At 38.7% G+C, this 24,026-nt stretch carries 16 protein-coding genes and 3 pseudogenes; 8 read left to right on the forward strand and 11 right to left on the reverse strand.

Features of this window, described 5'->3' with window-relative positions; all coding sequences use genetic code 11:
- Window positions 1-85 precede the first annotated feature (85 nt).
- From OC457_RS20065 to OC457_RS20075, 3 genes and pseudogenes are all read left to right on the forward strand, one after another.
- A complete protein-coding gene (locus OC457_RS20065; protein ID WP_080176011.1) occupies window positions 86-1,507 on the forward strand; it encodes a tyrosine-type recombinase/integrase in 1,422 nt (473 codons plus the stop codon).
- 156 nt (window positions 1,508-1,663) lie between these two features.
- A complete protein-coding gene (locus tag OC457_RS20070) occupies window positions 1,664-2,344 on the forward strand; it encodes a DUF2913 family protein (RefSeq protein WP_144379608.1) in 681 nt (226 codons plus the stop codon).
- 387 nt (window positions 2,345-2,731) lie between these two features.
- A pseudogene (locus OC457_RS20075) lies at window positions 2,732-2,872 on the forward strand (IS3 family transposase); the annotation flags it as partial.
- Window positions 2,873-3,106: 234 nt separating this feature from the next.
- On the opposite strand, the gene OC457_RS20080 reads toward OC457_RS20075, so the two are convergent.
- Genes OC457_RS20080 through OC457_RS20100 form a run of 5 tightly spaced genes read right to left on the reverse strand, consistent with a single transcriptional unit; the run spans window position 3,107 to window position 12,814 of the window.
- A complete protein-coding gene (locus OC457_RS20080) occupies window positions 3,107-3,688 on the reverse strand; it encodes a 4Fe-4S single cluster domain-containing protein (protein WP_065176735.1) in 582 nt (193 codons plus the stop codon).
- On the reverse strand, window positions 3,685-5,529 hold the full coding sequence (locus OC457_RS20085; protein ID WP_080176013.1) for an AAA family ATPase: 1,845 nt from the start codon (window positions 5,527-5,529) through the stop codon (window positions 3,685-3,687). Before OC457_RS20085 ends, OC457_RS20080 begins: the two co-directional genes overlap by 4 nt.
- Window positions 5,530-5,535: 6 nt before the next feature.
- Window positions 5,536-6,651, reverse strand: coding sequence for a hypothetical protein (locus OC457_RS20090; RefSeq protein ID WP_080176014.1), 1,116 nt, complete (start codon window positions 6,649-6,651; stop codon window positions 5,536-5,538).
- A complete protein-coding gene (locus OC457_RS20095) occupies window positions 6,648-8,747 on the reverse strand; it encodes a PIN domain-containing protein (RefSeq protein WP_080176015.1) in 2,100 nt (699 codons plus the stop codon). The genes OC457_RS20090 and OC457_RS20095 overlap by 4 nt, the downstream gene beginning before the upstream one ends.
- Complete coding sequence (locus tag OC457_RS20100) at window positions 8,744-12,814, reverse strand: DEAD/DEAH box helicase (RefSeq protein ID WP_080176016.1); 4,071 nt, start codon at window positions 12,812-12,814, stop codon at window positions 8,744-8,746. The genes OC457_RS20095 and OC457_RS20100 overlap by 4 nt, the downstream gene beginning before the upstream one ends.
- 434 nt (window positions 12,815-13,248) lie before the next feature.
- On the opposite strand from OC457_RS20100, the pseudogene OC457_RS20955 reads away from it, so the two are divergent.
- The 3 genes and pseudogenes from OC457_RS20955 to OC457_RS20110 form a co-directional block, all read left to right on the forward strand.
- Window positions 13,249-13,394 (forward strand): annotated as a pseudogene (locus OC457_RS20955) (DUF4277 domain-containing protein); the annotation flags it as partial.
- Window positions 13,395-14,009: 615 nt separating this feature from the next.
- Window positions 14,010-15,149, forward strand: a complete 1,140-nt coding sequence (locus OC457_RS20105; RefSeq protein ID WP_080176017.1) for a radical SAM protein — start codon at window positions 14,010-14,012, stop codon at window positions 15,147-15,149.
- Window positions 15,143-16,078, forward strand: a complete 936-nt coding sequence (locus tag OC457_RS20110; protein ID WP_080176018.1) for a radical SAM protein — start codon at window positions 15,143-15,145, stop codon at window positions 16,076-16,078. Before OC457_RS20105 ends, OC457_RS20110 begins: the two co-directional genes overlap by 7 nt.
- 136 nt (window positions 16,079-16,214) lie before the next feature.
- Here the strand turns inward: OC457_RS20110 and OC457_RS20115 are convergent.
- Together OC457_RS20115 and OC457_RS20120 are read right to left on the reverse strand one after the other, a co-directional pair.
- Window positions 16,215-16,340: pseudogene (locus tag OC457_RS20115) on the reverse strand (transposase domain-containing protein); the annotation flags it as partial.
- A gap of 176 nt (window positions 16,341-16,516) precedes the next feature.
- Window positions 16,517-17,392: a type I restriction enzyme HsdR N-terminal domain-containing protein gene (locus OC457_RS20120; RefSeq protein ID WP_080176019.1), complete on the reverse strand. Its 876-nt coding sequence runs from the start codon at window positions 17,390-17,392 to the stop codon at window positions 16,517-16,519.
- 61 nt (window positions 17,393-17,453) lie between these two features.
- Here OC457_RS20120 and OC457_RS20125 point away from each other — a divergent pair.
- A protein-coding gene (locus OC457_RS20125) for an IS3 family transposase (RefSeq protein WP_262054091.1) occupies window positions 17,454-18,631 on the forward strand; the annotation gives its coding sequence in 2 pieces (ribosomal slippage) (window positions 17,454-17,724 and window positions 17,724-18,631; 1,179 coding nt in all).
- Here the strand turns inward: OC457_RS20125 and OC457_RS20130 are convergent.
- On the reverse strand, window positions 18,624-18,776 hold the full coding sequence (locus OC457_RS20130) for a hypothetical protein (RefSeq protein WP_159447869.1): 153 nt from the start codon (window positions 18,774-18,776) through the stop codon (window positions 18,624-18,626). The genes OC457_RS20125 and OC457_RS20130 overlap by 8 nt on opposite strands.
- Before the next feature lie 558 nt (window positions 18,777-19,334).
- On the opposite strand from OC457_RS20130, the gene OC457_RS20135 reads away from it, so the two are divergent.
- A complete protein-coding gene (locus tag OC457_RS20135) occupies window positions 19,335-21,677 on the forward strand; it encodes an Ig-like domain-containing protein (RefSeq protein WP_159447870.1) in 2,343 nt (780 codons plus the stop codon).
- An 81-nt stretch (window positions 21,678-21,758) separates the two neighbouring features.
- Here OC457_RS20135 and OC457_RS20140 read toward each other — a convergent pair whose 3' ends face one another.
- From OC457_RS20140 to OC457_RS20150, 3 genes are all read right to left on the reverse strand, one after another.
- Entirely contained in the window at window positions 21,759-21,911 is a 153-nt protein-coding gene (locus OC457_RS20140; RefSeq protein WP_159447871.1) for a hypothetical protein, read from the reverse strand.
- A gap of 81 nt (window positions 21,912-21,992) precedes the next feature.
- Window positions 21,993-23,249, reverse strand: a complete 1,257-nt coding sequence (locus OC457_RS20145; RefSeq protein ID WP_080175924.1) for a Y-family DNA polymerase — start codon at window positions 23,247-23,249, stop codon at window positions 21,993-21,995.
- 3 nt (window positions 23,250-23,252) lie between these two features.
- The gene (locus OC457_RS20150) at window positions 23,253-23,849 is read right to left on the reverse strand and encodes a hypothetical protein (protein WP_080175925.1); all 597 of its coding nucleotides are present in this window, start codon (window positions 23,847-23,849) and stop codon (window positions 23,253-23,255) included.
- Window positions 23,850-24,026: the final 177 nt, after the last annotated feature.

The raw sequence follows: 24,026 nt of genomic DNA on the forward strand, positions 1-24,026 counted from the left end.
TTTATAAGTGGATTAATTTCCCTCTCCTTTATATCATCTGATATAATACTTATTATAGCAGATGATATTGTAGCGAGATAAGAGCATGAGCAATTTACCAGTTGGGAGATATTCAAAACCTCACGAGTTAACAATTGGAAATATTAGTAAAAGAGTAAGTGACACCGTCACTAACCCTGCGCTCAGTTATATTAATTCGTTATCTGCGTCTAGTTCATACGGTGGACGTGTTGGTGCACGTTCTTCCTTAGAACGTTTTTGCCGGCACTTCCTGGGTCCGTCTTCAAACCTTGTTGATTGGGCAATGTTGATTACCGACACTAACTATACTGAACGCGCCTTAGCTGGTTACTTTCTTTCCAGAGCCAAAAACACTTCTAAAATTAACAATACCGTCATTGATGACAATGATCCCTATTACAATGTACACATGAAACCATTAAGAGATGCCCTTTTAGCTGTTACAGAGCATTTTCGTACCGATCCAGCGCTTGATGGATACATTGATAAATGGCTATTTTGTATTAATAGCAGGTTACAGTGTAACGAGTATGTTTATTCGAGTAATATGTCACCTATGGCCATACGACATACGATCAGTACTTCTATGCTCAATAATGGACAAAAAAACGCATTAGAATCATTCTCTTGTTTCATGATTTCAACATGTATCGAAAGATTTGAATGGGATAAGTTCCTTTATGCTCCAATTGTGAAAGCAATGATGAGTGAATACTTGGAAGTTGGTATCATTAAAGATGGCCGCAAAATTGATGATTACAAACCGGCTACTGCAGATAATTTATATCGTATGTTAACTGGTGTAGCTGAACATCATTGGTTAGCAGAAAACATGACCGTTGAGCGTTTACAACGTGTTAAGGCAATTAAACTTGCACGTGGCTCTCGTAAAAGCTCTGGTCGTTATATCCATTTCCACGATTACGATATGATCATTGATATTATCAATAGTCATCCAAATGAGATCAGAGTCATTAGAGATAAGGCACTGATTTCTTGTCTTTTTTATCTAGGCTTACGACGACATGAGGTTGTAAATCTAAAGCTAAAGAACATCGATTGGGAAGCGGGTTTTATCACTGTCGTTGGTAAAGGTAACAAAGAGCGGGATGTCCCATTTGATCTCGATGATGATTTTAATATTTATCTTAAAGACTGGTTAAGGACATTATCAGAACATTTTTTAGAAAGAGAACCTGATGATTTCATCTTTACTGCGGTAACAAAATCAAAGGTCCCAACACCTAAAAAATTAGGTTCACAGTCAATTAATGATATTTGTAAGTGGATTATTGACAATGGTCTATCAAAGTCAATTTCACCTCACGATTTTCGTCATACTGTTGCGACGAATTTGTTAGCCCAAGGAGTAGATTTACTCTCTGTAAGTAAAATGCTGGGGCACGCTTCACCAACAACGACACAACGGTATGACCAGCGTGATCGTGACCAGTTACGTAAGGCTACTATAAAACGTAAGGTCTAATTCCTTATTGTGAAAGTGTGTACGCACAAAGTTTCAATTTTGATCATAAGTATTATCGGTAAGGATATTTACGCTTTATTTATCAATCGAATTACTTCTTTGAGTCCTTTATTAGTGTCTTAGGGTTGTACTAACTTATTAATATATCGATTTTTTTTGTCGGATTTACAACTATCTTTTGTTATATTTAATGAAACATTTTATAAAAAAATTATGATGAATACTCACAAACACAGTCTTATATTAGAAATAACACAGAACGCGTTACTTTCACTTTACCTGATGATCAGCAACGAGAAACGATTCGTTACAACAGAAAAACGCAATGCATATCTTGTTCAATATTTAAAAAAGATAGAGAAAAAGGCTTATTTCAAAAATATAAAAAAAGAAATCAAGCTTATGATCCTTGTAGCTAAGAAAAAAGCGAGTGATCTTGAAATAAAGCTTATTGAGTTGAATCGAAGTGCTTTGGCAGAGCAAAATAGCCTGGATGACGCGCAGATTCTCTATGATTTTCTACAGTCATTGCTTGATAACTATGGTTACGATTCAAAGTTATATGAAAGCGTTAAAGAGTATGACCACGACGTTATATACATTATGCAAGAACAGCTTGTAAACTGTTTTAGTCCAAATGGTGCACAATTGGCCCCTATTTCTATAATAATATCGTTGATGGACATTGATAAAAATGTATTCATAGAAAATCTTAGTACTGAAAATAAATTTCAGATCGAATTAAAACAATATAATAAGACAACTAAAGCTTTGCACCTTCTACTGCACCCAATTGGCCAAGACATAAAGCTCTATCACGAGATACACGCCGAATAAGCGGTCATGGTTAACGCTAATGGTGAGACACTATCCCTTTTTTACTTAGATTTTTGTTTGTTTTTGCGTAACACTCTGATAAAAAGTAATTTTAGCGCTATAGTTATAGTGCGTTACACTTTATTAATATGAATGTCACGTTACCTTGTCACATTATCCGGATTCTTTAAAGCATTAAGTTTTCTTGCGATCAGTTGCCTCAGTAAGTAGCTTGTACTCACTAGATTAAATTATCTAATGTCTCTCGATTAAGTACTACGCTTCCAGGTCCTGATTGCTGGAAAGCGTTTGAATTCGAAAGACAGTACTCCCCTGCTCTGAATCATCGAATCACGAAGTTTATCAGCACGTACACTTTCATCTTTGAGATGGTTTGGCCCATCGAATGAAGCTAAAGTGGCGATCACTGAATATATTATACGATATTACAACCAAGTCAGGCCCCATCAATATAATGGTGGCTTGACGCCTAATGAATCAGAACGCCGATTTAATAATGAATACAAATCTGTGGTCAATTTAACTTGACCACTTCATACGTTTCTCTGACAAAGATAGATGAATAGCTCAGCATCCTTAATATCAAGTTTAAGTGGTGAATCATAAGCGTTTAACTCGGCACCTATAAAGGTGTACAGTTTTACTTAGTCTTTTTTTTAACACATGATCATAAAAGTATCATTTTGATGACTTGATAAATTTTCAAATAAATCATCATCATCCAATTGATTTAATTAAATTATTAATCCAAGAGAATTTGTGTTATTGCCTATTTATAATAAAAGGCAGCCCATTTGTAATAATATTCTCAGAAGAAATCCTCCATTCATTTGTAATTAAATTATCAGCCACTTCAATATTTTTATCGTAACGGTTTGTGATGTAGTGAAAATTCTGGTTTGTTGAACCAACCCAATTCCTGACTGTTTCTAGCTGACGATGATCATATTCCTCATCAATTAATAGGTCGGTAAAACTAATCAGCTTTGACGCGTCTTTAAACTTTTCGTCATTAAGTTCCGCCATACTGTAACCTGTAAATATCATGACGGTTAAACCCAACTCTTGGGTGAACTTAGCGATATCAACCAAGCCTACCGCTTGTAGAAACGGTTCCCCGCCCAGAAGCGTAATCCCCTCTATTCCATAGTTTTGGTAATTGCTTTTAATACGCTGGCAAATGTCTTCTGAAGACAATACCTTTGCTGGTTTTATCTCCAGAAAAGCCGGATTGCAGCAACCTCGACATCTTTTCAGACAACCTTGAACCCAAATCGCCGTTCTTAATCCCGGCCCTTCCGCATTGGTTTGGTCAACAACGGCGGCGATGTTCAGATAACTCATTGGAGGATATCAAAGTCGAAAGACTTACCCGCTTGAACAACCGAGATAGTTTTATCCGCAAGCGTATTCGCATCATCAACTTCTTCAAACAGAAATTGAGCCAACGGATCAAAGAGACAAGAGACCAACGCATTTAATACGCCTCGTCCACCACTTTGCGGGTCGACCTTATCGATGATGGTGCTAAGCGCTTGATCTTCATCATCGAAAATTAAATCGGAAACTAACCATTTTTCCTTAAGACGATTCTTTAACGGCTCTAGTTTGGTTTTTGCTATGGAAACAAGAAATTCTCTATCTTGCATAAAGTTGAATGGAACAATATTGGCTTCACCAATACGACCCAGTAACTCTGGACGTTTCAGTTCATTTACAAAGTGATGGCTTACGGCGATCTTAAACTCTTCAGCGGTATTGTTTCCCGGGTGAATAGTGCTCGCACCAATGTTTGACGTAAAGACGATAAACGTATCAGAAAACATAACGGTTTCACCTTTACCGTCAGTTAAGCGTCCGTCTTCAAGTATTTGCAGAAATTTATCCAGAATTCGTGGGTGCGCTTTTTCTATCTCGTCAAACAACAACAGAGAAAAGGGACGACGTTTTACTGCATTAGTGAGTTGTCCACCTTCTTCGAAACCAACATAGCCAGGAGGAGCACCAACTAATCGCTGGTCGGCGTGTTCATGATTGAACTCAGACATATCAAATCGCAGGCATGCATCTTCATCACCGAACAAAAAACTTGCCAGTGATTTCGCTAACTCAGTTTTACCCACACCCGTTGGTCCAACAAAGAACAATGCACCTTTCGGGGTTCTGGAACGAGAGGAATGTTGCAGGCCAGAAAGTCCGGTGTAGGCTCGGATCAGTACTTTCTTAACCGTTTCTATTGCTTGTTGTTGTCCTTTTACTCGGCGGCTTAGCGTTTCTGTAGTTGTTTTTAGCTTGTCGCGATTGAGTTGTTCCCAAGGCGACTCTTTCTTTCCATAGCGATACAGAGAGACGAGCGCATCGATACTCAGCGAACCTTCTTGTTGGCGGGATAGTCTAGCCAGGTGGTTTATGTCTCTGAGTGTCAGAGCATCAGTTAAATCTGTCAGATCTTCCAATGCACGTGAGCCGGAGCATAGTATTTCATCCACATCAAAAACATGCGCGAGAGACTGAATGGCTTGCTTTCTGCTCTCTCGATTAGGCAACGGAATGTTAACTTCTGCGAACTGGGGGTTTCCTAAATAAAGAGAAGGCGGCAGGATACTTACACCCTGACACATAAACACCATCAGGCTTTGAACCTTATCTACTTCACTTGCCGTGACAGCGTCGCGAGCGTTACGGAGACCTTGGGAGATCTGCAATAACCAACCGCGTTCTTGCTCTGATAATGCATTAACCTGACCAAACAAATAGTTCGACCAATCGATGATAAATGCCGTCTTCGCCGCGTTATGATCAAGCATGATACGCTGCGCCATTGCGAAGAAATCTTCTGGCGTTATTTCTATTGTCGGGTTTAACATTTCAGCATCGGAACCAAAATCTTCACCCAAATCGTAATCATTTCCCTCCAATTCATTGGTAGATGATTGCACCTGTGACTGCAAATTTTGCCACTCTTGTGCTGTGACACCTGAAATCCCGCCCACACGTGAATAAAACACCACATGTTTGAAGCCCGCTTTTTTAAGGCTACTATCTAATACTTCGCGCATCGGCATGATGCTATGTTGCGCCGAAAAAGCTAAATCGATCACATTACCACTTAAGACGATACCGCGACGTAGCTTTGCCTGACGTAAAAAATCATCGAGCCAACACGCTAATACTTTGTTATTCATTGTAGCCTACTTGTTCATTCGTTGAGTTTGGGAAGGAATTGGTTTCATTTCCGCATCTTCATCATCAGGGTTACTCCATAAGACATGAGCATCAGACAAATCTACGCCATAAATATCCGTGAGTTTTGGCAAAACTTGTTGAATATCCTTCTGGCATGTTTGACCTTTGTAGTTGTCAAACTTATAGGTACACTGACCATCAAGGTCTATCTGAAATAAGGCCCTGTTCCCAGCGGGGCGAGACGCGGCAATCAAGACTTCATCCTTTACCAATTTGGGCTTTTGTACATGGAATCCAGCTTCTTGGAGAGATTTGTAAACGGCCTTGACCATTTCTCGTCGTACTGCTTCTTCTTCAATGGCGGTATCCATTTGCTTACTTATCTCGTTGAGTAACTCCTGACTTTTTTCTGGCTCATCATTAGTATTTATTCTTACCAACTCAAGCTGCTCAGTCAGGCCAAGCGCTTTTTCTTGAGAAAGATTTTTCACAATATCCTCAGAGATTACCTGAGCAAGCTCCGCACTCGCTTCCTTCTGGCTTTGCTTGTTTATTTGCTCTCGTCGTCTGTGAGCTCTCTGTTCAGCTTTGACCTTCAGGTTCCTCAAAGCCGTTATAATATTGTCTTCACTAACATTTCTTTCGTTTGAAAAAAGAGTCGCATGCAGCTCATTCAATTCTCTTAGTACCGCATTAAGACTCAGCTTATCATTCCAGTTCAATAGCTCTTGTTGCCATACGCTCAGCAAATGACTCTTGTGCCGACGCTCCTTTTCCTCTTTCTCCTTCAATGCAGCCACATATGCCTGATACTCTGCGTGTTCCACTTCTTTTCTTATGCTACGAGCATTACGTGGCAATGCATGTATTGCCTGACCAATGGATATGCTGATTTCACGCGATCTAAATGGGTCATTGTGCAGATCTCTTTGCAGATTATTGAGCTGGTTGCGTAAGCGGATGTAGTCACTTTGGACAAACTCTTCTAGTCCCTGCGCTAACACGTCGGATAAGATTGCTTCATAGCGGTCTGCGTATTCTTGCGTAGTCTGCCTGACTTGACGCGCTGCAATTTCCCGCTCTCTTGCCAAGCGATATTGGCGCTCGTGATATTCACTCATTTCGCTTTTCCTTGCTTACCAAGATAATTGTTTATGTGCTGGGTTGGAATGTTTTCTGCGTTCGCCATGTTTCGCAGGTTCTTATCTTCGGTAACTAGTAGAACCATTCCTAATCGATAATAGGCAGCGACAGACAGCACTTTTGCATCTGCTGTGTTTTTTCTGTTTTTCTTTAGCAAGTTCAAATGTTCCTGCTCATAGTGCTGACCTTCAGGCAATCGCGTTAATCTGTCTATCGCTTTTCTTGCTTGTTTGGCCTTTCCACTGAACTCACCTTTTTTCTTGTCCGTTTTCAATCCGTCAAGTTCATCCAAAACAACCGCTGGTATCACCAAATAGTCGGATGATTTGATTTTGTCGAGCAGTGGTAGTCTGTGCATTAAACAGTTGGTATCAATTACGACGACCCGTTTGTTATCTGCTCTTGGCACGGAAAATGAAGAGACAATATGTTGCTCAAGCCGATCAATGCGAGCTTCAGCAAGCTTCAATGAAGGCAGTTCCAAACACTGTGATGGCACTACGTTAGACAGTTTTTTAAGTACCGCTTTCCAGTCTGAAATTAACGTGAGCAGTCGGTGTTCAGCCGTAACATGTGCCAAGTCGCCAGATTCAAAGTAACTTTTCCCCGCCATATCCTGAATAGCAAAATAAGCTTTGGAAAACTCATTCAGCACTGGTGTCACCATAAGATTAGGGATAACTTTTCTCTCAGATAACGAGTGCTGAATAAGGGCTGTCACACACGTCGGGAGTAGCTTTTGATTCTCCAGATGTTTATTGGTAAACATCGACTGATACAGTTCCAGCTCTTCTAGATTCGCGACAGGTAATACTTTGTTTTCAAAAAGTCTTTCTCTTACGTCAGGGACGAAATTTTTGACCCTGTCGTAGTATCGTTTAACATTTCCGATGTCAGTGGCTGACAAACGTTCCACCGCTTGGTCCACACCCAGTAATGATGAAAACAGTATGACGTCGACGTTGTTTGTTTCTAAAAGGTACTGTTTAATATCCTCCCAAAGCTCCGAGCCACTTAGTTTTACTGCCAAGTCAACGTGTCTCGGTTGGCCCGCGAAGTGAACCGTTGTATGACCTACGTGGCTCTCAAACGCATTAAAATTGCTATCAATATTCAACGCGTTCAGGCTATCTCTCGCCTCAAATTTTTGTATAGGAAGAGTAAGTAGATTTCCTGATAGAGAGACGTCATCCTTTGCGGCTAAACATATTGTCGGCAGTTTGCTTCCTTCCACATTTTCCCGAGTCACAATAAGCTTCGATACACTAATATTATTCAGTCGCTTGGTATGTTCGGGAGCGGCTAAGGCTTTTACCTGCTGCCATTTGAACGATGGTAATTCGATTTCCGCATGGTTTGAAAAACAACCCTGTACGATTTGAGACCATAAAAACTCTTTGTCTGCCGCATTCAACCAACTCTGAAAAGACTTTTCCGACGAGGTGACATTCACGTTTCCATTGGTATCGATATCGAAAGAGAGTGTTTTAATGTCCCAAGAATTTTCTGATAATTGCGGTTTTACACGTTCAATTCTTATATTTGGCTTACTTTGCCACTCACCACGAATGCGCTCTTCAACAATACCTTCTACAACTGCTAAGGTCACGTCTAGTGAACGAGGATTTATTGAAGCGATATCATCATTGACGTCTTTTCGCAGACCATTTTTGTTTACGAGCTTTCTTAGTACCGGATGATAATAGTGAGTCTCTGACGTATTTTTGTTACTACTAGGCAATGCATTATCGGCCAAAAAATTTTTTCCGCTTGGTGTTACATCAAAACTATTCAGCGTCAGTGTTCCTCCTTCATCTAACGACAGTCCGTGCATAATCTCAACGGCATTAAAGTCCATCAGATACCTGAGTCCTTCAATGAAAAATACTGAGTCTGTCTTTAGTTCTTGAGTAATCTGATCAATGCTTTGGTTGCCCAATTCATTGCGGTATTTAACCAATAATTGCAGGAGGCTTTTTTCAAAAACCGTTGGTTTACGAATAGTTTGATAAGAAATCTGAGAGTTTATCTCATATACAGGCACGGCTATTTTATGGTTTTGAAGGTATCTCATTTACGCGCCCTCTTTTTTCTGTTGCTTGTCGATTCTTCTTTAATTCGCATCTCTGAAGCAGGAAATATCCGAGCAGCACGATCGAGATCTCCAAAGATGTTTCGATACACCTGCTTTTTCTGAGTCCCCGGTGCATCCATATTAGGGAGATATACATCCCTTTGCTCCAACATATTTCTCGCACCAAAAACGATTAACAAGTTCTGTGCACGGGACATAGCAACGTTAATAAATTCATACCGAGCAACATTGGCTCTAGCCGAGCGTCGTTTGTTCTTTGGTCCGCCATCATTTCTGACCAAGCTAATCAGAATGATCGGTTTCTCTTTGCCTTGATAACGAATTACCGTATTGATTTCCACGTGAATCGCATCAAACTGAATGTTTCCACCGTTAACTTTGCGGATTTCATCTCGGATAACACGACACTGAGATGCATAGAACGATACCACTCCAACTTTCTGTTTCTTTTTCTGGCTGAAGCCATTTTGTTTGGACTGATCATTTATGTTTTTCAGCGTATACGCAATCAAGCGGGCTTCAAGCCTGTTGGTACGCTCTTCGCTTTCTCTAAATGGATTTCCCTTGAGGTCATAAGATGTATCGATCCAGAGTATATGGTCTTCAACACGATACTCATCGCCATCTTTAGCACACCGCTTTTCGCTTGATATCAGTTTGTTGTTTTTCCCATCAATAACAATACCATGCATGTGCCTTCTATCCTGGTTCTCCTTATTGAATTGTTCACTCTTCTCAGGAGAATCAAAACCATATCGCAGCTGTCCTTCATAAAAATGATTAACGATTTTCATGATTTGTGGATGCATTCGATACTGGACAATTAACCGCTCGCGTATTGAAGGGTCCGCATTTTCAAAATGCTCCTTAAACAAGGACGCCGTCACCAACTTCTCGAAGCGATGAAGGTTATCTTTGGTGAGTATCTTACTATCCCCTTCCTCCATGGCTTCTTCGGCTTTGTCCGTAAAGGCTTGCGCGTCCTGACTTTCCTGAAAAACAGGCGGCAACTGCCTATGGTCCCCAACTAGAATGGCTCTGCGGGCACGCATAAGTGGCAGAAGTAATTCAATTGGTGTCGCTTTAGATACCTCATCAATAACCACCGTATCAAAGCTTTCTACCCCTGCATTTTTTAGTGTCAGTTCGTTTTCATTGCATGAAATGGCGATCAGATTACAGTTCTCAACAAAGGTATTTTCAATGTGCGCCCAATCAGACTGCGCCGCATTGTGCTCTGAAAGGTTTTCGGCCCAGTCAGAGAAAAAACCTTCCCAAGGCGCTCTGATCTGACTTTCTTCCAGTAACTTAGAAGACAGTTTGTTCAAACGCTGTTTAGCGTTACTCAATTGCAGCTCAAAGTCTTCAGACTCAGCGACGCCCTGATCTAACAAAAGCTTGCCTGCCTGACTCTTGAGCTTTTGAAGGGTGCTCTGTAGCTTTCTTAACTTATTCTCGCAGTATGCCAACACTGACTCAGCGTGTTTAACCGCATTGTCATTCGGTGTGTCTGCGTTTCCGCTTTCCTTCAACCAGTCTTCTTGATCGTTAGCCACAATTAGGATCGCTTGTTTTATGGAATCAGAAATGGTGTCTAGTTTGTTTATACGCGCCGAAATTAATTGCTCCGTTTCCGATGCATTACTTACGTTGGCAAAGATTTCTTTATCTGTGAAACATGAATAGGTCTGCTCATCTAATCCAGATTGTTGTTCTCTAAGCTTCTTAATTTGTCTTCTTGCATCACGCCACTGATTTGCCAGCTCAATGCTATCGTCGATTTCCATCTTGTTCGAAAGGCGTTCAACTTCCTCTGCCACTTGTGACAACCGTACTTGCGTGTCGTCATCTTGTAAACTACCCTCACCTGCGGCTTTCAAACGCAATATATCGTGCTTCATTTTTTCAACACGATTTGTCACATCGCGCCAAATCGGCAACGTTTTACCTATGATTAGGGCTAAGCTTTCTGGGTTGTCTGTTGGTTCATAAGTGTGGAAAAAATCCGGTAACTTAATCTGTATCTCAGGCAACTTAAACAAGCGATGAATCAACATATGCGCACTTTGAGGGAAAAAAGCTGCTTGAGTTAAATTACCCTCAGCGCGTTTGAAAAATGCAATGCTTCTTTTTGTCGCCTGTCTTTGCTCCTGAAGGTGAGCGTATTGCTTATTAGCTTCATCAAACGATTTTATTACCTGAAGAAGTTGATCGCGTTCAGCCTTGCACTCAAGCAAGGTGTCACTATGTGCTTTTTTCGCTTTCTTTATATCAGCCGCAACGAAGTCTGCGCAGTCAATCCATTGTTGAAGCTCAGTGATTTTATCTTTTTTTAACTGTTGAGGTCTAATCCATGATGTTTGGACATGTTTATGTAAGCTACTGTAATAACGTTCAAGGGAGCGATGTTCAGAGAAGACCAGCCCTTCTTCAGTAATTTTCCCCTGCCCCCTTGCTAAGCGGATCGCTCTTAATTCTGGATGGTTACGTATGCAACTTAAGCAATTATCAATGGCATCATGCGACTGACTGGCAAGCAACACAGTGTCTCCTTGTCTCGCCAGTTGCAAAATTGCTTCTGCGATAACCGTCGTTTTACCAGTTCCGGGAGGGCCTTGAACCAAACACAAGTCTGGCGCCCCCATCATTTTTGCTACGGCATTTTTCTGTGCATCATTGAGCGCTTCATTAAACCAAGTCTCTACTGTTGGCAGCTGCTCTAATTTGTTTGCCTGATTGATATCAAAGAGGTAGCTCGACAGATAAGGGGAGTAACAACTTTCATTTTGTCGCAGGTTTTTGATCGTATACTCATGTCGTTTGATAAGTGCCAAATCCCCAACAGAAGGAAATGAAATAAAGCCTTCTTTGGGCACACTGTCTAACAGCTCTTTCCTGATCTCAAGATATTGAAGTGGATGGTCATCACCTTGTGTTTCTTCATCATCGCTTGGATCTTCATGCGTTGCGTTGTCAAGTTTGTTTTTCCATTCTTCTGGTAATTCGATAGTAATTGTTTCTAAAACTGGCTTATCTATTCCCTGCTCGTGGAGTTCAGTCAGCAACTCGGAAAACTGTTTGCTCTGATTAGCATCTATCACGCTCAACTGACCTTTCAATAGCCCGAGCTCCATGCCTCTGGGTATACGATTGGCAAGGTTTTTATCACTGATATTGAATTGCCAGTTGTCTGTCGAAACACCTAGTTCATACGCTTCAAGATCTTTTCTTTTAAACACATGATTCGCATGCTCTAACTCTTTTTTGCTTTCACCTACGACCAAAAACTCAAGCTGATCATGTTCATTTAGATCGAACCTTAGATAACGTAAACCTATCGTTTTTTCATTAACTAATGCTCGTTTGAAAGTTAAGAAATCCAGCCATTCTTTAAGGCGAACAGCGGTCTTTACAGAAATGAGCGGGAGTTCTCGGGCGAGTTTCTGGGTTAACACGTTGTCACGGGAGTTTCTCTCTGGCGTCAATGAGGATGCGGTCGCAAGTAACTCAACTTCATAAGATGCTGCGCTGTCATCGTTGTAAGTAGTAAAAATATCTTCTGGGATAAATACCGGTTCTCTTTTTTTGACTGGCCAATATCCACGGATAGAAACCGTGCAGTTAGGAGCCAGAAGGTCGATGAAGCTTCCATGATTCGGCAACCTGATAGCTAAGGCGATACGCTTATCGGAGTTATCCTGAAGAGAAAGATTGGCGACAAAATAAGACAAAGGAATGTTTTGAGGGAAAAAATCAGAAAGAAATTGCCCTAATTGCTCCTCTTCATCCTTAGATACGCGTTTATAATGTAACGCTAAGCGCTTGTTTTTACATAATAGCCGCTTAAATGAACGCAACAAGAAGTCATATTTGCTGTTGTTTTCATTGCTCCAATAGAGCGTTCCTTGAATAATTTCAGGTGTTGCTTTCCTGACATCGTCTTTAAGTGAATAGCAAGCAAAATCTCCTAAGTTCGAATCTATTACGTTTTTTTCCTTTCCCGTATTATTCTTTGTAGCACATTGACTTTGCCAAAAACTATTCACGATTATATGTCCTTACTTTTAACCGTTCAGAAAATCAAATCAATGATTCTAATTTTTATATAACTTAACTATTATCAAATTAGTTTTTCATTTAATTTTAGCCCTTTGAAAATAACCAATGAATACCAAAATCTCATATTTGGAAAAATTGAATACTGATCATTATCTCATCAGAGTGGACAGAGAACAAACTTTAATGCAATGGGTTTTATATCTTCTCATTGTCCTTAGAGATATCGAGTTCCTGTTCTAGCTAACAGTAAGTGAACTATAATAATCGTATTATAAATAGCTCAGTGCAGTGAATAAGATCCAAATATAATCTAACCGTTTTTCCAAACCCAATTTAATAATTAAAGAAATGTGATCACTCGATTATTTATCAGTAAAAAAACGATACTATTTTGATCTCAAACAACAGTTTTGAACTATTACTGTTATTAAACGCTGTGACATTACTGCTTTTTTGCCATGAAATTGACTTTCCTCGAATGATAGACAATTCATTCTTAAGTATTCTGAACACAATGTATCTCATGGTGGTTCGGTCTTAGCTATGATCCTTAATAGGCTGGTTTTCACCGGGTATTGTTGCAACACTAAAACTTTATGGTTTTTGGCGTCTCGATAGTTATTGGCATACTGAGGTGACAAAATAGAACAACTTAGTAACAATTTTAGACTGTGTCAGTTGGCTACTATCATATAATACTAGCAGTGCTTACCATTATTATTGGGTACGTCGAGTCACTATACTTCTCTTATTAAAAATGATGGAGAGTTGAAATGTACTTTAAAATTTGCTGTTTATAGAGTGCTCACTATTGAACTTCATTAGGATTTTAAGAGGTCAAGTAAAACTGGCCACTGATTTGTATTTATCATTCCGTTTATGTCCTGAAAGTTTTTAACCCATAAGTTTAGATTAATAACAGCCTAGTAATAATTTTAATAATTTTGACTGACATCAAGTTTTAAAATATTGGTTTGTTATATTTTAAAATAAGGTTTAATAATAAGTGAGAACGTTATGGAAAATGATAAACTTGATGATGATCTAATTATTGACGAGATTGAATTGACAGATACCGCAATGTCATGTGCTCCTGGTGATTGTAATCCAGTTAACTAAAATTAAAGTTTAACTATATTATTTATAGGCGCAGACTAAATGCGCCTTTTTTAGGATATTATTTTGTATATTATAAATGGACGTATCATTCTTAAGATCGGTAAGATAAATTCTGTTCTTTATAACCCTGACAGATATAAATTATTACATATAAAAAATAAATTAGCTGATATGATAATTGATGGTAAAGAATTACCTAAGAGAGTATTGGACTTTGTTGGTTGTAACGTGGAAATACAAACTCTTGATAATTATTTATCTAATAATCCTATTAAAGTCGGTGTCGATTCTATCTATATTGATTTAACAAATGCTTGTAATTTAACTTGTAAGGGGTGTTATTCTTATCAAAAACAACAAAAAAAAAACATTTCAATAAATGATCTAAATGCAATCAATTCTATTCATGTGGAAGGTAGGACTAATTTAGTTTTACTTGGAGGAGAACCTCTTTTATTCCCAAAGAAAAAAATCTATCCTTATATAAAGAACTGGTCTGATAAGTTTAATGATATTACAATTTTTACCAATAGTATTTATTTTGATGATCAGTGGGCTTCATTTTTCAGTGAGTTGTCGATATCTGTGAGGTTTACATTATATTCTCTAGATAGAAATAAGCATGATAGTTATGTTGGGTTAGTTGGTGGATATGATTCTGTTTTCGATGCTATAAATTTGGCAAAGAAATACCACTTAGATTACAAGGTTAACGTTATTTTAAATGAAGATGAATATTTGGATTTTAATGGTGACTTATTAGGTTTTGACATTGAAAAAAAACATTTATCAATTGATTTAATTAGACCAAATTCCAATTATGAAATGAATCAATATTCACAAGTTAAAGTTAAAAAGGATGGAATAACGAGGCCATTGAAAAACAAATCGTTCAAAAGAGCGATCAGAGATACACGTTATCATAGTTGTTATACTGGAAAATTATCTATATCTGTTGAAGGTGAAGTATCCCATTGTCCTTGGAATAAGATTCAATCTACAGGAAATATTAAAACACTTGATAGTCAGAAAGTGATAGAAGCATGGAGCAAACCACTTGCAGAATCATACTCATATTGTGAAGAGTGCGAATTTAACTTTTTGTGTTTTGACTGTACAGATCTAAATACAACCTCTGGTACGAAAGTTAAGCGTCCAATTACCTGTAGTTATAATCCTTTAATAGGAGAAATGTCGTGTTAGATTCAAATGCAATATTTTTAAATTTGACTACGCGTTGTAATTTAAAGTGTGCTAAGTGCTGGCGTTCACAAGTATGGGGAAAAGGGCAAGATATAGAAAGAGATGTACTCGATAATTTTATGGCTAATTATTCAAACTACAAAGGTCGAATTATCGTAGGGAGTGGGGAAAATTTAATTTGTAAGTATTTAGAGGAATTTATTGACTGGGTAAATTTAAATGAAATAGATGTTACAATTCTGACTACAGCACTGAAGTTCGATAAGTTTTTAGATAAGAAGAAATTTTTCACAAAAAATATTCAATGGGGAGTTACTATGGATGGCTTTCAGCAGAACCAAGTAACTTCAATACAAAAAGGTATGAATATTGAACGTGTAAAGAAAAATCTGAATTTGATTAAGAGTAGGTACCATGATGCTAATTTTTATATAAACTATACACATACTAAACTTAATTTAGAAGACACTTTACCTTTAATTGATTTTTCATCTACGTTGAATATTAATAAGATTTATATTACACAATTAAAATTATTTGAAGGGTTGGATGACTCTATAACAAAAGAAATTAAAAATGATTTTGATTGTGATCACTTTAAAGATGTAATGAGAAAAGCAGAAAAAAAATCCAAGGAAAATGGGATTTATTTCTATGCCCCATTAATACAGAGAAGTCGTGAATGCTTTGATTGTGAAGATAAGAAGTTTTCACAGATAATCGATGTTAATGGAGATATTAGTTTTTGTTATGGTCGAGATGATAAAATTATTGGCAATATACTTGATGAGAATGGTGAAAGTATATGGCATGAACACCTAAATAAATTATTAGATAATCCTGAAATACAAAATGAATGGTGTTCTTTGTGTCATGCGACTAAAACTAATGAAAATGGATACTTTTATATCCCAAAAAACAAAAAATAGTTAGGATATTCGACCCTGTAAATAATTATGTCTAATTACCTTTTACTGGTGATTTTTTTAACGTTGAAATAGCATAGATTGGTTTCCACCGAGTCGTCTTTTCATAAATAGCTTGTAAGCGCCCCACGGGGCGTTTTTAATGAGAGAAACTCCAAGGTAGGATAGAGTCGATATCTGGCTCTGGTTTAGCGAGATCTTTCATGCAATGAAGGAGGTAGCTGTAAATATTTAACCCGTTAGCTTTAGCTGTTTCAATGATACTCTAAAGTACAGCACTGGGTATCCGGCCCATGAACCCACGGGGCGATATAATTAGTGTTTGAAGTTCCAAGGCAGTAGCGCATTTTTTTCTGGTTCAGGTTTAGCCAGCTCTACCATGCATTTGACTGAGAGGTGCCGAGTGTAGTAAATCGTGCTTATGGATTTGTTATGTAAATCTTAAGATAAACTATTGGGTAACAACCATTTAATTGCTTCTAACGCACCACCAACCTTTTCTGGTTCAAGAGGATATCGCTCTGTGGGATTCAATATATTTAAGTATGCAGAGGGGACTGTTGAAAACTCATTTTTGCTGTCACGTAAGTAAACCTTGTAGCAGTATCCATTGGTAACAATTACAGCTTTACACTTTGGAAAGTCTTTCGAATATGCCCTAGCTTGTTTCGGTGCATAATCTAAACCAGATGAAAAACCTTTGGTTTCAATTATAGCAAGACACTCATTGTTATTACGCCGATAACTTTTCTGAAAACAAGCTATATCAATACGTCCTTCACTACATGACAACTCTATTTTAATCTGTTGTTCTGCCCAACCTAAAGCAATTAACAGTGGAATCACTAGGAATGTTCTTGTTTCATGCTCTCGTATATCTTCCCAGTAACAATGATGGTAATAGTAATCAGCAAGTAATCTGATCTTTTCCATTGTTTGCGTTAATTCATCTGCTGACGCAGGTCTTAGTCCTTCTCGAATTAGAAACTTTAGAAAGCGTTCATCTTCTACTGGTAAAGTATCCATTGGTTCTGGTAACGGAATATTAAGCTCCCCAGTCGCTAATATTTTGTTAACTAACTCTTTATGTTTTACTTGATGGATCTTTTGAATAGTGGCTCGTGTTAATCCCGTAGTAGTGACAGGTTTGCTAGGAACATACCATTCAACATAGCAATACGCAGGTAGATCCCAGCCATCAAAGTCCCGCAACCACTTTTTGTCACCACATCCATTGTGACAATCATCCCTAGTAATGATCTTTCCGGCAGCTAAAATTTGTTTTGTTCCATTTTTAATGGCTACTTGAAGTGGCATAGTTAATTTGGCCACCTAGTTAGAGGTGATATCATCACCTCATAATTTAATAGGTGACACTATGACTAAAAGAATACGTCCTAATTTTACACCCGAATTTCGATTGGAATCAGCACAACTCGTTTTAGACCAAGGCTACTCCGTAAAAGAAGCAGCTGAAGCGATGAATGTCGGTAAATCAACAATGGATAAGTGGGTTCGGCAGCTTAAAGATGAGCGTGGTGGGATTACACCAAAAGCAACACCAATGACGCCTGAACAGCTTAAAATTCGTGAGTTAGAAAAGAAGATTAAACGGATTGAAATGGAGAAAGAAATACTAAAAAAAGCAACCGCTCTTTTGGTATCGGACTCATTCAAAACTTCATTTTAGTTGATGAATTAAAAGCTTATTATCCTGTATCTATCATTTGCAATGTCTTTAATATTCATCGCAGTAGCTATAAATATTGGACTAAACGGCCTAAAACGCAGTCAAAAGAGCAAATACTATTATCTAGTGAAGTGAAGGCTGCACATCGTGCAAGTGGTAACTCAGCAGGAGCCAGAACGATTGCAGGTATCGTTACAACTAAAGGCGTACCGTTAAGTCGATATAAAGCCACTAACATCATGAAAAATTTAGGGTTAGTTAGCTGCCAGATTAAGAAGCATCGTTATAAAAAAACAGAAAATGCACATCTAAATATCCCTAATACATTAGATCGCCAGTTTGCAGTTACTGAGCCTAATCAGGTTTGGTGTGGCGATGTGACGTATATTTGGTCAGGACAACGTTGGTTGTACCTTGCTGTTGTGATTGATTTATTTGCCCGTAAAGTGATTGGCTGGGCAACGTCAGGCTCACCCAATACAGATCTAACAGGTAAAGCCCTTTCGATGGCTTATGAAGTTCGAGGAGCCCCTAAAGGTGTCATGTTTCATTCCGATCAAGGCTGTCATTATACAAGTAAACAATTTCGTCGGTTACTTTGGCGGTATCAAATTACACAAAGTATGAGTCGCCGTGGAAATTGTTGGGATAATGCCCCAATGGAACGATTTTTTAGAAGTTTTAAAACAGAATGGATGCCAACGGCGGGTTATCGTTCATCGAATGAAGCTAAAGTGGCGATCACTAAATACATTATCCGATATTACAACCAAGTCAGGCCTCATCAATATAACGGTGGCTTGACACCTAATGAATCAGAACGCCGATTTAATAATGAATACAAATCAGTGGCCAATTTTACTTGACCACTTCAACTATGTCCCCAGCCTTAACTTCACTCATTTTAGATATCTGCGTATTACCACCAGCAAACGCAATCCCATATTTCAGGAAAAAATGCGCATAATCTCTACCGGAGGATCCTGCGGCAATTTGCCAAAAGCAACCCATTCTATCTCCTACTTACACAATAGTGTATTAATAAGCATTCTTACTTTTACGCAGAAATATACTTATAAAAATACCAATATCATACTCGATATAATCGCTACATATTATGAGATCGATAGCACTTTCTTATGCCTACCAATTTGAAAGAGGGGGGTGAAAAGTTAAGAAATGTATTTAATCAGTCTTATTAAAAACAGAGCTCATGCGATAAAATCACCACGTTTCATTATAACTGTTCATATAGACAGCAAGTAAAACTAATCCAAAACCACGTTAACTGAAGTGGTCAAGTAAAATACTAACAGCATAGAAGATGTCGGGAGGAATTATCGATATCGAAAACAATAGTAATCAGAACATCATTAAGTGAAAAATGTATGGGCTTTTATATAACTTAAGCACGCTGTTTTAGCCTGCTTAAGTTATCGTAAAAATTATCAATGAATCATTAGTTATTTAGTGAGTTCAAAAATAGACACTTAAATAAAATAGGTTATTTTTATATACCTTATCATTTCTGTATCTATGGACAGTTATGTCAAAGTTCTGAGGTACATAATGAAATACATCTACGTTTTAACCTTACTATTTTTCAGCTTTAGTGCCCACGCAGAGATAATAGAGTATCGTTTTACAGACACTAACGCAGAATCAAAGATCATCTCTGGTGCTACGAATATAATTAACCCTGTCGGAAACATAAATATTGTAGTTAGTGGTGGTTTAGATAGATATGTAAACTTGAAAATTATCAATAGCGATAACATAGATGTATATGATAGTAAGAGTGATTTAATTGGTATACATGATCGGATTACAACAGCTGATGGTGACTATTTTGGCTATGTATTTAGCACTCCACAACTCGACGATGGCCTATATCGTATCGAACAAACCTTACTTGATTACAACTCACTCGTAGTCAAAACCATCGACACTACGGTTAGCATTGATACCACCCCACCAGCGTCCGATCCTGCTATCACATGGATAAAGTACGGCTGGTCCTTTGGTTCAATTAATGATTTTGGCACTGGCGGTGCCTCCCGTGCATTAGAGCTTAGAAATATAAATGACAACAATGGATTAGCCAGTGCCATCTATTATGCAATTGATGGAAATGGGAGCAGAAAAGAAGTGGCCGCAACGCTTGATAGTGAAAAAGGGATTGCTACTGTGCCTATATCGCAAGCTGCATCGTCAACAATCGCACCGATTGATAAACATCGATACACCATCGGATTCGACATCTATGATTTGGCTGGCAACAAAACAAGCGTATCTCGCCAATCGAATATACAGCGCTCTGTCCCAACAAATACCGTTGAAATATATAATTCTTCAACGTCATCTTGGCAGACTTATGTCGAGAATATGACCGTCTATAGTAATCCTGTCAAAATCCGTTACGGTAGAAATAAGAGCGAACACGTTAACTTTAATGGCACAGATTTTGGTTGGGCTGACAGTACTTATAACGAAGTAACAGATAATAAAATCTACTATAACGTTGAATTACCCTATCCACAGCTGTACTCATATTTTAATTTTTATACGAAATCGGGCATGCTGAGAACAAATCGTTATCCATCATTGATATTCAGCTATGCCCCTGGTGTACTCAAGGCGCCGACACCATTAAGTTTACAACATCAACGTACAACCAGTGATGGCTGGCATGGTCAAAGCCACAGTACCAATCAAGCGCTCACATACAATCGAATTAAGATCAATGCGCAACCAAGGCCCTACCGACAAAAAGCATGGTTGAGTGGTATAGGCCATTGTTACATCGAAATATCAGAGACGTCATGTGAAATGGATGCATCGATTAGTAGAAGCTCTGGACGAGGTTACGCGCCATACAGTTACGGCGCTTCACGCGCTGATGGAAGTTGGTCAGTCCATAAAAGCCACTTTTATACATATTGGGATTTCAATCCCCCACAAATCGATACACTTTCACGTAATGGTGAAAATATAGAATTTGTCGTAACAGACAACGATACAATCAACAGTTGGCAAGTAAATATGTTTCAAACCTATAGTTTTGAAGCAGCCGCCATTAACGTCAATGGTGACGAATTTCCACTGACGCTGAAATCTTATACCACACGCTCGTACAACACAAAATCAGGAATTTTCAGGCTTGATGGCCTTGCTGAAGGCACATATGATCTTGTGTTTACAACCAAGGATACTTATGGAAACGCAGCAACTAAAACATTATCGGATAAGGTCATCATCGATCAAACACCACCAGCTATTATCGTTAGAGTCAATGATGAAGCGTTTGTGCATGGACAGACAGTTAAAGGTTTAGAATCGCTCAGTATTGAACTCAATGATCCCCATAACCCAGAAATTAAGAGTATTGCGCTTAAAGGTGGACCTGCCAGTGATGCGGTACTTTTAGAATGGAGTCCGACTGGCGAAAGAGATACGTATCAGCTGGAATACCCACGTATTTTCCCATCACTGGAAGATAATCAATCTTATACTGTCGATATTGTAGCAACAGATGATTACAATCAATCTGCGACACTGTCACTGATTTTTGACTACATACCCAACAACATTATTAAAGTCGATTCGATAAAAACCCTCGCCGTGAACAAAATACTACGAGACTCGTTTAACAAACCTTTTATCTATATTTCGAGTACACAGCTGCGGACAGAAGACGGTAAATTAGCTGTTGGTTCTCAAGAGATCTACTTTAGCGTGCGTAGTGATGCTGATCTGCCCGTACAGGTTGTCGATACCCTCATTCAACCAGGCGAAACAAAATCGCTTTATGTTGAGCTGCAAGATGGACGTTTTGAACTGCCGATCGTTCCAGGCGAACATGGAGCTGAAGGCCTGTCGAACTTTCTGCTCGAAGTGCCTTCTTTACGCTAGTGAATGTCCAACATTGACGAAATCATAACTAGAAGTCTGCGAGCACTACACTGACTTAGTTATGTCCACACGTGAGTTTGCTTATTTACGGTCGCCTTGATAACCAGCCAATTCTGATTTTTCTTTCGATGAAATAAGAGAATTGATTAATTCAAATTCAGCACGTAGACCCTCATAAATTTTTTTTATTTCAGGATCCTGTAATGCCTTACTTTTTAATGCAGATAAACTCACAAACTCACCTTTTTGATTCGCTCTTTGGCAGATCCTATTTCTTTTTTGGGATTGATTCATCTTTAAAAACACTCTACATGTTCAAAAAATTTGCGGAATGTCGCTCCAACGCGAATGTGAATTTTTAAGTGTCGGTGATTGACATCGCTCACCTATTTGCTCATCTGCTACATTGACACCTAAACTACCAAGATAGAGTGTTTTCTTACCATATTTAGCATTGATATTGTCAAGAGTATTCATCAATCGTTGATTTTCCTTTGGGGCAAATAGATCTTGTTGATCGTATCTAGCTGAACATAGTTCGGTCGCATTTACACCAACTTTATAGATCGGTAAATGAGCCGTCAGTGGTTCAATATTGGCCTGCAGTACAGGGAGTAAAATCATCAAATCATGTGTCGGGTATTCTAAATCTATCGTCACCGAGACTGGTGGTATCGGCGATTTATCGAAACGACTCCCGCAACAAAAAATCACTAAACGCTTAATTCTTTGATTGCTTGAACGGGCTTTAGCAGCAACTTCTGATAAATGATATGCCAAAGCTTGCTTAACTTCATATATTGTCTGTAATCGATTTTGCATTGACCGTGACGACCCAATTTGTTGCTGCTCTGCAAGTTGGACTCGTCGCCAATCATGTACTATTTCACCATTTAATTCAGCGTGAATCTCCTGAATAGGTTTACCAAATAAACGTAGCTTGTTTGCTTTATAACGTTTAAGATCTAAAGCTGTATTTATCGATAGCATTTGAAATTTTGGACCCAAACGTCGTCCGATCCCCCAAACCTTAGCTATCTCTAAACGTGCTAATATCGCCTCTTCAGTCCTTGTGTTTTCCAATACACATATTCCATTATATCCTTCAACATTCTTAGCGGCCCACGACGCTACCTTTACCAACGTGCAGTTCCTTGCTGCGGCTGCGCCTATGGGAATACGTATATTTTTGTAGACAGTTCTTCGTATCCGCTTTAGATAACCCACAACATCGGACGACTCACATGCTGGCAGTAAACCGAAGGCCTCATCGATACTATAGCGATATATATCAGGTACCAACTTTTCAAATTGTTCGTGCATATCATTCGATATACTGCCGAAGATATTAAAATTGGCTTCTGCTGTGAATAATTGACCAAGCTCGACCATGTTTTTATATTTAAAAATCGGTTCGAATTTTCTCACGGATAATTGTGATGCCAATTTATTTAGCGCGATAATTATGCCGCTATTAGATGTCACAACAGCCAAAGGTTTATTACGTAACTCCGGCTGGTAGACACCCGCGGCGCTGGAATAAAAACGTGTCCCATCACAAAGTATTACCACTCATTAAGCCTTACATTTTCTGATTACGCGGATATTTGCAACAACGGCACCTTCTACCGTTAATTTTTTTGTTATTTTTGTGACATTATTGTCTGCATCAACCAATTCACACGTCGATATTCGAATTTCTCTACAAACAAATCTTCCCGCTTCCATCAACACTAATAGATCGTCATCGCCATATTCATGGTCGCGTTCAACAATGAGTAAATCGCCGATTTTAATATTCCTCTTTGGGTAATTAACCGCAGACCGTGCAATGAAGCATGTTGACCTTTCAGGCATTAACCAAGCATCTATATCATTATTTTCAGGTACAGATAGGCCGCTCTGTAGGAATACAATTGCGACGACAACGCCTAGCACTGTGATTTCCTCAGTACTGAGCGAGGAATATCGTTGAATGCTTGAGTCGCCATTTTGTTCGACGTGAAGTAAATCTGAATGATCGGGTATCAATGATCTATCTATAACGTAGGTGACATCACCAATCTCATAATTGACAGTAAAAAAGTACACCTTTTTACTAAATAGCTCAGCAATAGTCAGTTTTTGCTCAAGATAGGGTGTCGCGAGTTGTGAAAAGCCGTGCAATGACATTTGATAACTACAATATCAATTAAACTTATATAAAAATATCACAGCACTGTAAGGCCATCGTTTCGGTAAGTTGGGTGAGTCGACTGTCACTGCCAAGCGGCGTTGCGTAATATCTGTTTATTTTTAACATAATCAGTCCTTGATTAAGCACTCCGCCTCTCAATGATAATCTATTTT

Origin of the sequence: Photobacterium toruni, from assembly GCF_024529955.1 — a bacterium.
GTDB lineage: Bacteria > Pseudomonadota > Gammaproteobacteria > Enterobacterales > Vibrionaceae > Photobacterium > Photobacterium toruni.